15 protein-coding genes are annotated in these 13,181 nt (G+C 69.4%); 12 read left to right on the top strand and 3 right to left on the bottom strand.

Annotated elements, in window-relative coordinates; translation table 11 throughout:
* Positions 1-99: 99 nt before the first annotated feature.
* Positions 100-1,056 carry a hypothetical protein gene (locus tag ACIRJP_RS36405; protein WP_404183948.1) on the bottom strand — a complete coding sequence of 319 codons (957 nt, stop codon included), beginning with the start codon at positions 1,054-1,056 and terminating at the stop codon, positions 100-102.
* Positions 1,057-1,417: 361 nt separating this feature from the next.
* Here ACIRJP_RS36405 and ACIRJP_RS36400 point away from each other — a divergent pair, with 361 nt between their 5' ends.
* The 9 genes from ACIRJP_RS36400 (at position 1,418) to ACIRJP_RS36360 (ending at position 9,143) form a co-directional block, all read left to right on the top strand.
* Entirely contained in the window at positions 1,418-1,765 is a 348-nt protein-coding gene (locus tag ACIRJP_RS36400; protein WP_404183945.1) for a GntR family transcriptional regulator, read from the top strand.
* Between the two features lie 354 nt (positions 1,766-2,119).
* Positions 2,120-3,136: an XRE family transcriptional regulator gene (locus ACIRJP_RS36395; protein WP_404183942.1), complete on the top strand. Its 1,017-nt coding sequence runs from the start codon at positions 2,120-2,122 to the stop codon at positions 3,134-3,136.
* A 5-nt stretch (positions 3,137-3,141) separates the two neighbouring features.
* Complete coding sequence (locus ACIRJP_RS36390) at positions 3,142-3,720, top strand: isochorismatase family cysteine hydrolase (protein WP_404184036.1); 579 nt, start codon at positions 3,142-3,144, stop codon at positions 3,718-3,720.
* On the top strand, positions 3,717-4,634 hold the full coding sequence (locus tag ACIRJP_RS36385; protein WP_404183939.1) for an FAD-dependent oxidoreductase: 918 nt from the start codon (positions 3,717-3,719) through the stop codon (positions 4,632-4,634). Before ACIRJP_RS36390 ends, ACIRJP_RS36385 begins: the two co-directional genes overlap by 4 nt.
* Positions 4,631-5,077 carry a GIY-YIG nuclease family protein gene (locus ACIRJP_RS36380; protein WP_404183936.1) on the top strand — a complete coding sequence of 149 codons (447 nt, stop codon included), beginning with the start codon at positions 4,631-4,633 and terminating at the stop codon, positions 5,075-5,077. The genes ACIRJP_RS36385 and ACIRJP_RS36380 overlap by 4 nt, the downstream gene beginning before the upstream one ends.
* A 185-nt stretch (positions 5,078-5,262) precedes the next feature.
* Entirely contained in the window at positions 5,263-5,601 is a 339-nt protein-coding gene (locus ACIRJP_RS36375; RefSeq protein ID WP_404183933.1) for a helix-turn-helix transcriptional regulator, read from the top strand.
* A gap of 727 nt (positions 5,602-6,328) precedes the next feature.
* Entirely contained in the window at positions 6,329-7,642 is a 1,314-nt protein-coding gene (locus ACIRJP_RS36370) for a cell wall protein (RefSeq protein WP_404183930.1), read from the top strand.
* Positions 7,639-8,514 (top strand): DciA family protein, encoded by an 876-nt coding sequence (locus tag ACIRJP_RS36365; RefSeq protein ID WP_404183927.1) that lies wholly within the window; start codon positions 7,639-7,641, stop codon positions 8,512-8,514. The genes ACIRJP_RS36370 and ACIRJP_RS36365 overlap by 4 nt, the downstream gene beginning before the upstream one ends.
* A 59-nt stretch (positions 8,515-8,573) precedes the next feature.
* A complete protein-coding gene (locus tag ACIRJP_RS36360) occupies positions 8,574-9,143 on the top strand; it encodes a transcriptional regulator (RefSeq protein WP_404183924.1) in 570 nt (189 codons plus the stop codon).
* A 192-nt stretch (positions 9,144-9,335) separates the two neighbouring features.
* Here the strand turns inward: ACIRJP_RS36360 and ACIRJP_RS36355 are convergent, their stop codons facing one another.
* A complete protein-coding gene (locus tag ACIRJP_RS36355; RefSeq protein ID WP_404183921.1) occupies positions 9,336-9,755 on the bottom strand; it encodes a MarR family transcriptional regulator in 420 nt (139 codons plus the stop codon).
* Positions 9,752-10,264: a MarR family transcriptional regulator gene (locus ACIRJP_RS36350; RefSeq protein ID WP_404183918.1), complete on the bottom strand. Its 513-nt coding sequence runs from the start codon at positions 10,262-10,264 to the stop codon at positions 9,752-9,754. The genes ACIRJP_RS36355 and ACIRJP_RS36350 overlap by 4 nt, the downstream gene beginning before the upstream one ends.
* A gap of 1,033 nt (positions 10,265-11,297) precedes the next feature.
* On the opposite strand from ACIRJP_RS36350, the gene ACIRJP_RS36345 reads away from it, so the two are divergent.
* From ACIRJP_RS36345 to ACIRJP_RS36335, 3 genes are all read left to right on the top strand, one after another.
* Complete coding sequence (locus ACIRJP_RS36345; RefSeq protein ID WP_404183915.1) at positions 11,298-11,450, top strand: hypothetical protein; 153 nt, start codon at positions 11,298-11,300, stop codon at positions 11,448-11,450.
* 237 nt (positions 11,451-11,687) lie between these two features.
* Complete coding sequence (locus ACIRJP_RS36340) at positions 11,688-12,581, top strand: hypothetical protein (RefSeq protein ID WP_404183912.1); 894 nt, start codon at positions 11,688-11,690, stop codon at positions 12,579-12,581.
* 248 nt (positions 12,582-12,829) lie between these two features.
* Positions 12,830-13,039: a hypothetical protein gene (locus tag ACIRJP_RS36335; protein WP_404183909.1), complete on the top strand. Its 210-nt coding sequence runs from the start codon at positions 12,830-12,832 to the stop codon at positions 13,037-13,039.
* The last annotated feature ends 142 nt before the right edge of the window (positions 13,040-13,181 follow it).

Genomic DNA, 13,181 nt, shown 5'->3' with positions numbered 1-13,181 from the left:
GTTGGCCCCATGGCTGTTCGTACGAGCAGCCGCGGCCCCGGCCATCCCGATCTCTCGGGATGGCCGGGGCCGCGGTCGTTCGTCGTCGGGAATTCGTGGTCAGAACGAGGTGCGCGTCCAGGCCGGGAAGCGATTTGCGCATCGTCCGCAGTGGGGTCGGCGGATGATCCGGCACCATCCGGCAGCGACCGCGTCGGCGAGGCTGGACTCGGTGGCGCTGCAGTACTCGCACTTGAGCCGGCCTTTCTCCGGCTGCGCGGGAGCCTGGCGGGGAACCAGGTGGTCCAGGGGAATCTCGGGACGACCCTCGGTAGGGCGCGCGTCCTGCGGAACGGCGCGACGCAGCTGGTCGGCGTTCTGCACCGCCGGGAGTACGGCGGCCCACCCGGCCTCACGCTTCGGGGCGGCCCCGGCGTACTCGCGGTCGAACCGGCGGCGCTCCCGGGCGAAGAACTCGCGGAGGGCCTGGCGCTTGGGTTCCTGGCGGAACAGCCGGAGGACGGTGACGGCCAGGCGCTCACCGTCGGGGCAGGGCAGTGTCTGCCCGTTCTGGTTCTTGGCCTCGCCCCTGCAGGCCAGGCACTGCTCCTGGTGCTGACGGAACACCCGGCGGACCTGCTCCGCGCTGAGCGGGGCGGGCTTGAGCTGGCTCGCGGCCGGTGCCGCGTGCGCCTTGGGCTTGGGCAGCACCTTCGTCGGCCGGCGGGAGGCGACCGTCGCAGACGCCTGGGTCCGCTCGGCCAGCTCAGCCCGCCACGTGTCGATCACGGTGTCGAGGGTGATCCTGCGGTTGGTGTTGGAGCAGCGGCGGGGGGTGGTGGTGGGGTCGTGGTACGGGGTGGTGTGGTGGGGGACCAGCACCGGCGTGCCGAGGACTCCGGTGATCGGCGTCCAGTTCTCGCAGGCCGGGCAGAACACGTGTTCCTTACCCGGCGTCAGGTCGATCTGACTCGCCGTGAAGTCGGAGGCGACGAGCGCCGGGAGGGGGCTGATGTTCTTCGTGCGGGTCTTCCGGCGGCGCTTGCGGGCCGTGGGCTCCGCAGTCGGTGTGGCCATGAGGGCTCCTCCGGTAGAAGGGAGAGGGGGCTGCGTCGCGGGTGGGCTCTCCGACCGGCAGGCGTTCGACCGAGGTCGGCGTCCTGGCTGATCGGACAGCGCATCAGCGCTGCGACGTGCAGTAGGAGGCATCCGGCCTGGTGACCGGCCCAGGGGATTTGGTGGAGCTATCAACCCTGGCCCTCCCCTTCGGGGAAGTGCTTCCTGCGGTAATGCGGTCGTGCGGTCTTGCGTCTTCGCTGTTGGCGCCGGGTAGGCGACCAACCGTGTCGACGTGGATAACCTAACCAGTACAATCGAATCGTGTCAACCAGGTTGGGCAGGCTATCTATTCGAGCGAGGTGGCTCTACGATGTGGCTCATGACGGACGAGGCCATGCAACCCTTCGAGCGCATCGCGCGGGACGTACGCGAACAGGTTCGACTCAGGCAGCTCAAGCCTGGCGACAAACTGGAGAGCACCAGGGAGTTGGCGAACAAGTACGCCGTTGCACCCGGAACGGTGCAGCGCGCCTTCGCCGAGCTTCGACGGGACGGAGTCATCTACTCCCACACGGGTCGCGGGAGCTTCATTCGCGAGAACGCCCTCGATGCGCTTGCCGACCCGACTGCGCAGACCATCAGGCGCCTTGAGGAGCAGATCGCCGATCTGACTGCGCGACTCGAACGTGTCGAGCAGAACCAGAGCAGCGGGTCGGCACAGTCCTGAGCCCGGCCAAGACGCCGACCTGCCTCGTTCTCCTGTAGTGGCAACCACGGCGTCCCCCGTTCGTCATCGGCATCACTTCGACGGAGATCAGCTTCGGGGTCGCAGGCACCTTCGCGAGATGTCCCCGCGTAGAAGGGGTGTAGCAATAGCGTCGCAACAGGGCTCTTCCTGCCTGGCAACAGAGCGTCATAGGGGTGTGTAGTGATCGCAGTTGAGCAGTGGACAGGCGAGGAGGCACTGCTGTTGCGATCGGTAATGCGCGCGTCGGTGCGGGGATTCGCTGATCATCTCGGGATCAGCCCGCGGACGGTTTCGCACTGGCAGAGAAACAGGACCAGCGTGTGCCGTCCGCAGATGGCGCAGATCCTTGATACGGCGCTGCACCAGTGCACCCCCGAGGAGCAGGAGGCGTTCCGCCTGCGCCTGGCGGCTCTCCACGGCACCGCCGTCGCGGCCGCGGGGGTTGATACTCCGCAGCCGACGCCTTGCACCGTCGTCTCCCATAAGTTCCTGCCGGCCTACGTGGGCGAGCGGATCGCCCCCCTGTACGCCGTCGGCGCTCCCGCGCCCTGCGGCCCGGGGGGCTTAGAGCGACGGACGCTTCCGGCCGGACACCGCTCGGCCCAGTCGTCGGCGGTCCACGTCTACGGGTGCGGCGTCGCCGTCGTGCACCTGGAAGAGCATCACCGCGTCGAGTCGCTGACCGATCTGGCGCTGTGGCGATACCGCACCTATCTGCAGGAACCCGGCTGGGCGGGCAAGCAGATCACGCAGCTCGTGGAACTCCACGCTGCCGATGGGGCGCCCAGTCACGAGGTGCCCGCGCCCCAGTACGTACTGTCGGTCTACGAACTCCGCGAGAACTCTTGGGCGGGCGCGGGTCTGGACACCGCGCTGCAGCTCCTGGCGACGCCCTCGGTCTTGGTCAACCGCCAGGACCCGGAGAACGTCGTCCCGCTCGGGCCGGACGTCGAGGCCGCCAAGTTCCGCGAGGGCTGGTCTCACGCCGAGGCTGTCCCCTTCGGTGGCGGCGTCTCGCAGGGTGTCGCCGGGTGGTCCGGAGTCTCGTACCACCCTCAGCCGGATGAGCGCGCCCTCACGACGAGTCAGATCGTCGCTCTGGAGCTGGATGTCCAGGCGTTGTGGGCTTTGTCCTCCCACGTCCTGCACACCGTCGAAGACGGCCATGACCCGGTGATGCCGCCGGAGTACGGCTGGCGGTTTCTGCGGAGTGCCTACTACCGGCTCACAACCGCGCGTCCCACCGAGACGGCTCAGCACCGCGTGATGCGCGAAGCGATCTTGACCACGAGCGAGCTCCCCGATCGGCTGCGCGCTGCTCAGGACGCCCTCCGAGACAGCACTCCTTGATGGCCATGGGAAAGGTGGACGGGTTGGACCCGCAATCGACAGCGCTGCTGGTTATCGACGTGCAGCAGGGCTTCGTCAACCAGCACAGCCGCGACGTTGTCCCTGCGGTCGTACGGCTGGTGGACGGCTGGCGAGCAGCCGGCGCTCCGGTGGTCTTCACCCGGTTCCACAACGCTCCAGGCTCGCCCTACGAGACGATCTCTGGTTGGAAGCGGCTGCGCACCGCGGAGGAGCAGGCGTTCGTGAAGGAGCTCGCTCCCTTCATCGATGACTCTGCCCCGGTCATCGACAAGGGCCAAGCGTCCGTCTTCACGCCCGAGGGATCACAGCTCATCCGGGACGCTGGCTGGAGTGACCTGGTGCTTTGTGGCATCGACACCGACGCCTGCGTGTACGACTCCGCCACGGCTGCCTACCAACGGGGAAAACGGCCGTGGGTCGTCACCGACGCTTGTGCCTCCAGCGGCGGCCCCCAGTACCACGAGGCCGCTCTGCTGCTCGCGGCCCGGAACCTGGGCGCCGATCAGCTCATCACCAGCAAAGTCGCTCTGTCTCTTATCAGCGGAACTGGGGGGATCCAGTGAGCACGCCTTCGTTCGACGCCGACGTCCTGGTCGTCGGGGCCGGCCCCGCTGGCGTGGCGGCCGCCCTCATGGCCACCAGCCTCAACATGAAGGTCCTCGTCGTGGAGGCCGACAGCGTCGGCGGCAAGCTCCAGACCATCGGTGCGCTGGAGAACGTCTCCGGCAACTGGACGACCGGCCCCCAGCTGGCGGAGGCGCTGGCCGCGGATCTGGCACGCCTCGAGCAGGCCGGTCGGTGCTCGCTGGTCCGATCTCGCGCGGTGGGGGTCAAGGGGCACTCCGACCGAGCGGAAGTCCTCCTCGCGGACGGCCAGGTGCTCACCGCGCAGGCGGTCGTGGTCGGCACGGGCGTGACCGCGATGACGCCCGCCGACACCAACTGGATCGGCGCCGCACCTTCGCTGTCCCCGCCTCCGCTGTGGCGTGCGAAGCCCGAGCAGGTCGGGCCACGGACGTACGTTCTTGGGGGTGACAGGCCGCTGGGCACCTGGCTGCGGGCTCACCCTCAGTCCACTGCCACGCTCCATGTCCTCGCCCCGGCAACGGACGACTACAAGCTGGCGGAGGTGTCAGGAGACGATCGGGTTCGGGTAGTTCCGGTTTCTCACGTCGCCGTTTCGCAGGCCCGTCACGGCACCGACTTCATCGTGGACGTCGAGAACCGCAGCGGAGAGCGCAGCACCTACGTCGCAACGGCAGTGCTGAGCAATCTCGGTAATCGGCCGGCGGCTCTCGAAGGGCTCGCGGTGGACGAGGGCGGATACTGCCCGCCGGAAATGCAGCACCCTCGGATCTTCACCGCCGGGGATCTGCGGTCCGGTCGGTTCCAGCGCATCACCACGGCGCAGGGCTCAGGTGCTGAAGCAGCCTTGGCGTACTACTACGCCATTGCGATTCAGGGACAGCTCGTATGAGTGCATCAAGGGCACGGGTGTACTTGATCGGATCTGCTGCTTCGACGCTCGTAAAGATCGGTTGGAGCGACAATCCCGAGCGCCGCCTCCGTGACCTGCAGACCGGTTCGCCTCTGCCCCTACAGCTACTCGCGGTCTTCGAAGGCGGCGCCGTCGTGGAGGCCAAACTTCACCGTCGGTTCGCTGACAAGCGCCGCCACGGCGAGTGGTTTGACCTCGGCCCGGATCCGGTGGCGGTCGTGAGCCCGTCTGTGAGGGCTGCGCAGGTAGAGGAGGCTGAGCGCACGGGCCGTCGTCAGCCGGTGCACGACTTACATGCCAACTGCGCCTCCATTGAGGAGTGGTCCGTATGGATGCCGGACGTGCCTCCGAGTGTGTACGAGCGGGTGGAGCAGGAGTGCCCCACCTGGAAGGATGCCGGGAGGTGTCTGTGCGACAGCTGACCTTCCCCTCCGGCGTAGTCGCTGCCCGCGAGGGTGACCTGGACACCGCGCTCGCCTACGGGGAGTGGGCCCTTGCGGCCGGCCCCGGCGAGGCGGGACACGGGCACGGACCCCACCGGGAGCGGAACGGAACTCGGCTCGTGCCGACAGCTTCCCCCAGACGGAGATCAGATCGTGTATCTTTCATGGTTACGACGATCATGGAAGGTTTGGCTATGTCCGACTCGGACCGCTCGCAGCGGGTCGACGCTTTGCTGAACGGCCTGCCCGAGGCTCTGCCGTCTCCGCAGGTGTGCGCGAGGCTGCGCCTCGCGGCCGGCCTCACTCAGCAGGACATCGCGGACGCCGTGGGCGTGAAGAGGGTCGCGGTCACGCGCTGGGAGTTGGGCCAGACCAGCCCTCGACGCCCGCACCGGGAGAACTACTTGCGTCTCCTCAAGGGCCTCGCAGAACGCTTTCCCGAGGCCGCGAAAGCGGATGAGGGCATGCCGACGCCGGCCTCTGAATCCAGGGGGTCGGGATGACCTAGTGGCCATCGGCCGCGCGCGCCAAGAAGCGGACTAACCTCCCGCTGGCCTCGCGCGGCCCGTCTACCGACCGGCTTCCACCGTGTCGGTCGCCCAGGTCCCAGTTCCTAGCTGGTCCTGAGCCGCGGCTTATCAAGCCGCCCTTCTGTATCCGGCCCCTTACCAGGGCCACCAGCACCACCGGCCACTAACCACGGCCACCACAGCCAGATCAGCAACGTGCGTCACCCGCGGTGCCCCCACCACAGGGGCCACGCGGTTCAGCAACACCGGGAGGGACGGAGAAATCTCCCCCCACCCGATCGGCGCCCGCCCTCTTCTCACGAAGGGAGCGGTCCCTGACACATCCGCACAGATGGAGGTCGGTCCAGCCCCGAGGGGCTCGGTCGGTCCAGCTATATGGAAGGTGGGTCGTTCCCATAGTGCACGAGAGTGGTGTCCCCTGTCAGCTTGACCTTGTCCGTTTCACCCCGGTACGGGCCGCGCGATCTTCCTACACATCAAGGAAGAGGGTTGCACTTCGGGCCATTTGTTCACTTTGGCCGCATAAATCCTTGGCCATGGGTGTAACCGACGCGACAAACGCCCACGGTGGCTCGAACAGCCCGGTCAGGATCGGTGAGAACAGGGCTTGCGGGGCTAACCCCCGCCCAGGCCACGGTGCCGCCATGACCCCTATCTCTCGTCCGTATCCTCACGTGCCCGCGCTCTTCCGGGCGGCGCAGTGAGCACCGTGGCGGCGTCGGCCGCCGTGATGGTGCCCGCCCCGCGTCCGTCCTCTGATGCCGCCCACGGTCCGGTCGTCGACGAGTCCGTGTCGGCAGTGTTGGTGGTGGGCGAGGGCCAGGAAGTGCGGTATACGCGGTCTCGGCGTGCCGGGCCGCGGGCGTGGCTGCGTGCGGTGGTGTGGCTGGTGGAGGCGGGTCTGCACCCGAAGGCCGGGCCGTGGGTCCTGCCGGTGGCGCGTGATCTCGCGGCCCGGATGGATTACGGGCTCGGGTTCGTGATGTATGACCTGGAGGGCACGGCCCGGCGGACCGGCACGTCGGTCGCGACGGTCAAGCGGCACGTGCAGATCCTGCGGGAGCTGGGGGCGCTGGCGTGGCGGCGTCACGGTTCCAGGGCCAACCTCAATCTGCCGGGGCGGGCGTACACCGCGACCGCGACGATCTACGCGGCCGTGATCCCGCCGGTGTTCGACGAGGCGATGGGGCACCGGCTGGCCGGGTCCGGGTACGAGGCCCGTGTCTGCGGGATGACCGTGGCCGGCAGGGAGCGCGCGGCCGCGGAGTCGGCGGCCCGGAGCGAGGCGCGGCGGTCCCGGCAGCCCCGTACGGGATGCCGTTCGGCCGCACGTCGTGGTGCCGGTGTCCGGGGGGCTGCTCCTGTGGATAACTCGGCTGTGGATAACCGCAGTTCAAAGGCCCGTGAGCCCCATTCTCTTGGTCGTTACCACCGATCACCTGAAGTGCAGGTTGAGAGTGGTTGTAAAGACACCTCGCGCGAGCGCGCGAGTCGCCGAACCGCCCCCCGCCCCCACCAGATCAGCTACAACAGCGACGGCACCCGCCGTACGGCCCGTCAGGCCCAGCAGGGCATCGAAACCGCCCGGCAGGTCAGGGCCCGGGTCAACTGGACCCAGACCGCCCGGCTCCGCCGCCTGGCCCGCGTGCTGCGCCCGCTGACCGATGCGGGGTGGGACGCCCACCAGATCACCGAGAAACTCCACTCCTGGACGCTGACCTGGCGCCCGGCCCGGCCTGCGGAGTACATCCGCGCACGCCTCGCCCGGCAGGCCACCGCGGAGCACCGGGCCGAGCAGGCGGACCTCGCCGAGGGCTGGGACGAGGACACCGTCGCCGGACCTCTGACCGCGACACGGCCGGACCTGGTCCGCGACGTGCTCGCCGGTCTCCGGACAGGGCTGGCTACCTACTCCGCCCGCCAGGCCGAGCAGGGCTTGGACGACCTCACCGACGCCGCTGCGGCCGCCGACATGGCCGCGTTCCTCACCACCACGACGGGAGCCCTGGCATGACCGGCACCACCGACACCCCCAGCGGCAGCGGCATTCTCACTGGCAGTGGTGTGGATCTCGCCCGGGTCGCCCTGCGCAACGCCCGCGCCGCCGCGAAAGCCCAGCCGCGGCCCAAGCGCCGTACTGGTGCCTCTGCTTCGGGGCGGGCACGGACCGGCGGCCGCGACCCGCTCGCCTTCGGTGACGCCCTTGCACGGATGGTCGCCGAACGCGGCTGGGACACGACGGCGGCCGCGGCCGCCACGACCAGCAGCGTCATGAATCAGTGGCTGGTCATCGCACCCGAACTCGCCGGGAAAGTCGAAGCCGTTCGATTCGACAGCACGACCCGGACCCTGCACCTGCTTCCCGCCACACCCGCCTACCGCGCCCAGCTGACCCTGCACCAGAAGCAGGTCATCGCCAAGGTCAACGCCGTGGCCGGCCCGGACACAGTGCAGCACCTGCAGATCCTGCTCCCCGCCGTACTCACCACCGCCCGCGCCTCCTGCGGGCCAAACACGCCGAGCACCCCCACCACCGCACCACCCCCGGCCGGGGCGGCCGGGGCGGTCAAGACGCGAGCGGAGGCCTCTGCCGGGTACCACCAGGTCCTCGCCGCCCACAGGGCCGCCTGGACCGCCGAGAAGAAGACGGACGCGAAGGTTCTGGCCGCCGCCCGGCGGCAGATCCGCGACCAGGCCCGCGAGCCGCAAGAGCGCTTCGGGGACGGCCGCCAGGCGCTGGAGGACCTGCGCACCAAAGCGGCCGCCCAGGCGCGGGCTTCCAGCGATGCCTCCCGAGCAAGGGCCCTGCAACGCCTGGCGGCCGAACGCGCCGGACTCACCACCATCACGCCGGCCACCGCGCCCCGTCTGGACCGCACCGCGTGACCGCCCCCGACGATCGAATGCTGCCAGTTCACACGACCAGGAAAGGCAAGGAAGACTGAATGCCGGAGAAGACCATCGACTTCGGGAAGTTCGGCGCCCGGGGCATCAAGGGCAGCGACGCCGTCGCACGCAAACTCGACGACCTGGCCGACGGCATCGTCACCCCGGTCACCATGAAGCGCGGTCTCATGGCCCGGCTGCACTACCTGACCCGGACCGACCACAGCCGCCAGGCGGCCCGCGACGCCGGACTCACGGTGACCGACCGCACGCTGAAAGCCTGGCTGGAGGGCAAGCGCCAGCCGTCGACCGCCAACCTGGACCGCATCGACGCCGCCTACCGCCAAGTGCGCCGCCAGAACGTCGCCCGACACCTCCTGCGACGCCTGAACGCCCGCGGCGGGACCCGGGTGGAGATCCACCCGCTGAACCAGTCGCAGGTGCCGCGCCCGCTCCAACGGCTGGTGGAGTACCGGACGATGAACGTCCGCCGCTGGGACCGCATCGTCGAGACCTGGGCGGCCGGCGACCACCAGGGCCTGGACGACGCGTGGGAGGACACGATCGTCGACCTGGGATCCCAGTGGGGCCAGTACGAGTACGTCACCAACGTCGGGTTCGCAGCCTAGACGGCTCCCGCGTGCCTCTCTGAGCGGCTGTCAGTCGCCCTGCCGAAGCGGGCACAACACGACGAGATATAAGGCCGGATTGACCGGTGCGCCGCAACAAGATCGCTCCGTGTGGTCGGGCGTGTTCGGTCCCGCATACGACTGTGCTCCCGCTCCAGGGAAGATCGGAGCGGGAGCGCTGTCCTGTGCGTGTCAGCTGACGGAGCGGATGTTCCGGCGGCGCCGGGCCTCGGTGTTGCCGACCTTGCGGGGCGCGCGAGCCCGGTCGTCCGGGGTAACGGGCGGGTCAGTGAGGGCGGCGGTGATCATCTCGCGCAGCTCGGGGTGCAGCGTGAAGTAGTACCGGGCGTTGATCCGGTAGAGGCCGGCCGTCGTCCGCACCAGGAGGTTCAGCGCCTCCAGACGGGCGAGGGCTTCGTGCATCGTGGAGACGGAGTTGCCGCAGTCCTCGGCGACGGTCTCGACCGGAACGGGGATGGTGTCGAATAGGCCGCCGTGGTCCTCCACCCATGCGAGCACGCAGTGCTGGGCGGCGGAGAGGTTCAGGGAGTAGAGCGGCGGCGACGTGAGGTCGCGCTCAGGGTTGAAAGCATCGACGGGCATGATCGTCATCGCGTCTCTCCTACGGCGCGGCGGGTGGTCTTCGGGGCGCTCTTGGGCTTGTTGGCGGTCCTGGTGAGCGCTTTGTCATCCGGGGTCACGCGGGGCGGCGCGATGCGTCGACACGTGCTGACCTGAGTGCTCCCCGCCCCTTCCCAATATCGGAGCGGGTTGAGCTGGTAGGCAGCGGCCCGTGGGGAGGGCTTCACCACAAGCCCGAGCTTGACCAGGCGGGCCAGGGCCTTGCGACACGTCGAGTCGTTGGCGCCGATGGCCTTGGCCAGCTCGTCAGGCGCGACTGAGACATACCCGGCCGCTGCGCCGTGCTCGCGGAGCCATTCGAGGACGGCCCACTCCGCGGCGGCCAGACCGAGGGAGTACAGCGGGACCTCGCTACCGATGGCCTGCAACGTGTACCCCTTCCCGTCGAACTGGTGGGGCGTACGCGGACGAGCGGCTACCGCCTCGCCGGTGTCCAAGTTAACCAGGGCCACGGTCTCGCGGCCCCTCCGTGTGGTCATGCGTGCCCTCTCCCACTGTCCCGTTAAGAGGCGCTTTTCCGCCCCTTAACTCCGGTGAACCGCCGGTTACATGAGGAAATTAGCAGGTCGTCATCCGAAAAACCGCCGGTTAGGGTGCGTGTCGCGTGTGCCGAGGTGCGCGCAGAGGGTAGCTAAGCGGCGGTTTTTCACCCTGTAACCGGCGCTTTTTCGCCTCTTAGCCTCGCGTTTCCGCAGGTCAGGAGCATGGGCCTCTTCTTTCAGTAGAGGCACGCCCGTCCCGTTGCCCCAAACACACCAAAAGCTATGTGCCGACGTGCGCCCTTGCGCCGTCGCGGCGACGCAAGGAGCAGCAGGGACATGAGGCCGGTCCGCCCTTGTCCGCAGGTGCGCAGGAGGGCGGCGTGTCCTCAGCCCTGGAGGGCTTGCGGGCCCCGCTTGTGCCACCCGAGCACCGTCGGCGACCGAGGGCGCCCGCGGCTTCTCACAAGCCACATCAACGGGGTGCTGTCGTCCGGGGCCGAGGTACCTCCGAACCGCCGTTGCCGCCTGCCTCGCCACAGGGGTGCCGTGATGTGGCTGAGCTTCATTCCCCCCGCCCAATTGATCACCGCAGTAGGCGACGCCAGCCCAGGAGCAGCGGAAGGAGGACACCCTGCGGCCTGATCGTGCTCCTGGTCGACGACGGCAGCAGCACGGGGACCAGGCGATGGGGGGCGGGGTCCGGAGGAGCCCCCCATCGGACGCGCAAGGGCGTAGCCCGTAGCCCTGGAGCGCAGCGGAAGGGTCGCTAGTAGTCGACCGCCACGGCGAGGACGCAGCGCTGGACAGGGTCCGGTCGACGGAGGCGACGCACGGCCGGACCGGGCCAACAGGTCCGGTGCCCACCACGGCGGTTCAGCCGGAAAGAGCCCTCCGCCGTTTTGAGCGCCCGTCAAGCGCCTCCTGAGCGCCGTTCTGGCCCCCGCCGGGCCCTGTGGTGCCGATGGGGCGGATCGGCGCTCAGGAGGCCGACTCTCTGGACCAGCCTGCCGTCGCGCAGGACGATGGAGGCATGGACGAGCACGACCAGGACGACGTTGCTGGGCCCGTCGCCGGGCCGGTGCGGCCGCCGCTCACTGCGGAGCAGGCCCGGGAGGTGACGGCGGGGCTGCGTGAGGCGATGGACGATGTTTCGCCGCGCAGGCCGCCCTGTATGGCGTTCTGAGCGCCTGTCAGCCGCCGACCTGGGATCTCAGTGGGGCCAGTACGAGTACGTCACCAACATCGGGTTCGCCGCGTAGACCGCCCCTGTGTGGCGTTCTGAGCGCCTGTCAGCCGCCCCGGGTCTCCCAGGTCCGGGGCGGCTGAGTTCGCGGCGTAGAGGCCGGGGCGCGGCGTCCCGCATCCCAACCCTGCGCCGACCCGTTGCATCACCGTAGGCACCCGTCAGGAAGGGCCGACCATGGACCAGGAAGTGCAGCACTACTCGTACTGGGGCGAGGTGCCGACCGGCACCTACATGACGAAGTCCCAACTCCAGCGCCTCACCCTGCCGCGCCAGCCGGGCGGGCCGGTCCGCGCCAGGGTGGAGGGCCGCGACGGCGCCGGCCGCCGGGGCGTCTTCGACCTCTACCTCGTCACCGAGTCCGAGCCGACCTCCGCGACCACCGCGCAGCTCGCCGCGGCCGCCGCCCGCCGCACGACCGCAGACCGCGTGTGCGGCGAATGCGGGGCCCGGCCCGACCAGCCCTGCACCCCATGGGGCGACACCGGCCGCGCCCTGTGCCGCACCTGCGCCCACATCGAGCGCCTGCGCACCGCCCAGCGCCAGGCCGCCGACAGCCGCGCCCACGTCCAGCGCCAGGCCGCCGAGCTCCTGGACCAGGACCTCGCCGTCCTCCACGTCACCTACACCGACCGCGGCACCACCCCCTCCGGCCGGCGCCGCCCACCCTCCGCCGCACACATCACCGCACTCGCCCCCACCGGCAAAACCCTGCTCGACACCCGGCCGCGCCTCGTCCCGCCCCGCTCGAAGGGCATCCCCGACGACGTCGTCAACCCGGACCGGGCCGCTGAAGAGATCCGCACGGCACTGGACGGGAAGACCGTCGTCGTCTGGTCGGGCTCCCTCCTCACCGACCTCTCCACCGCCCTGCGCGACCTCAAAATCCCGTGGCCGGTTCCGAGCGGATACGGCCGCCGCCACGACCTGTACCAGATGACCCTCGCCTGGCGCGGCGACATCGACCCGAAGACCGGCAACCCCCGCGTACCCGTCGCCCCCGACCGCGCCGACCGGATGCTCTACCTCCTCCACGAAATGGCCCACCCCGACGGCCCAGCCAGCCTCTGAGCGCCTGTCAGCAGCCCCAGGTCCTTCCCTGCCCGGGATGACTTGCGTTTGCGGGTCAGCGGGGGGCGTACGCGGCCGCGCATGCTGACTGGTAGTTGGCCGCGCGGGATTCGGCCAGGCCCGATGGCTTTGTGCCATTCGTCGGCAACCCGGCACCAACATCACCAAGACGCCGCTACACAAGAAGGCCGGGGGTAGCGCGCTGCCTACCCTGCGTGGTGATGGCTGGTTAATGGGGGGTCTGACGGTTGCTGACCATCAATGTGGCGGTGCTGCTCGCAGTCATCGTCGTCTTGCGGCTGCGCCGGCGCACACATTCCCGTACCCGTCTCGACGAGAAGATGACCGTGGTCATCGTCCTGGCGCTGGGTGTCCTGCTGGCTCCCACGCCGGTGGGCCAGGGCATCCTGAGCTTCCTGGGGCAGCTGGCGAGCGGCGTTACGCAGGCCAGCCGGTGAGCCCCCGCAGGCGCCCGGGTGCGGTTCCTGGTCAAGCAGTTCAGCTTGACTCTGTCGGGGATCTTGGAGCTGCCGTGGTCAGGTGCCCAGGGTTCGCCAGGATTTCGGTCGGGGTAGCTCGCGCTGGTCGAGGTAGTTTTGG

The organism is Streptomyces sp. NPDC102437 (assembly GCF_044765565.1).
In the GTDB taxonomy this organism is placed as follows: Bacteria; Actinomycetota; Actinomycetes; order Streptomycetales; family Streptomycetaceae; genus Streptomyces.
Note: the sequence above shows the minus strand (reverse complement) of the source record. Positions and strands in the feature narration are given on the sequence as shown.

Excerpts from the sequence above, each read along its gene's own strand:
- ACIRJP_RS36345 (WP_404183915.1), top strand. The coding sequence starts at position 11,298 with ATGGACGAGCACGACCAGGACGACGTTGCTGGGCCCGTCGCCGGGCCG.
- ACIRJP_RS36405 (WP_404183948.1), bottom strand. The coding sequence starts at position 1,056 with ATGGCCACACCGACTGCGGAGCCCACGGCCCGCAAGCGCCGCCGGAAG.
- ACIRJP_RS36340 (WP_404183912.1), top strand. The coding sequence starts at position 11,688 with ATGGACCAGGAAGTGCAGCACTACTCGTACTGGGGCGAGGTGCCGACC.
- ACIRJP_RS36380 (WP_404183936.1), top strand. The coding sequence starts at position 4,631 with ATGAGTGCATCAAGGGCACGGGTGTACTTGATCGGATCTGCTGCTTCG.
- ACIRJP_RS36390 (WP_404184036.1), top strand. The coding sequence starts at position 3,142 with ATGGGAAAGGTGGACGGGTTGGACCCGCAATCGACAGCGCTGCTGGTT.
- ACIRJP_RS36355 (WP_404183921.1), bottom strand. The coding sequence starts at position 9,755 with ATGACGATCATGCCCGTCGATGCTTTCAACCCTGAGCGCGACCTCACG.
- ACIRJP_RS36375 (WP_404183933.1), top strand. The coding sequence starts at position 5,263 with ATGGTTACGACGATCATGGAAGGTTTGGCTATGTCCGACTCGGACCGC.
- ACIRJP_RS36360 (WP_404183924.1), top strand. The coding sequence starts at position 8,574 with ATGCCGGAGAAGACCATCGACTTCGGGAAGTTCGGCGCCCGGGGCATC.
- ACIRJP_RS36400 (WP_404183945.1), top strand. The coding sequence starts at position 1,418 with ATGACGGACGAGGCCATGCAACCCTTCGAGCGCATCGCGCGGGACGTA.
- ACIRJP_RS36350 (WP_404183918.1), bottom strand. The coding sequence starts at position 10,264 with ATGACCACACGGAGGGGCCGCGAGACCGTGGCCCTGGTTAACTTGGAC.
- ACIRJP_RS36395 (WP_404183942.1), top strand. The coding sequence starts at position 2,120 with ATGGCGCAGATCCTTGATACGGCGCTGCACCAGTGCACCCCCGAGGAG.
- ACIRJP_RS36365 (WP_404183927.1), top strand. The coding sequence starts at position 7,639 with ATGACCGGCACCACCGACACCCCCAGCGGCAGCGGCATTCTCACTGGC.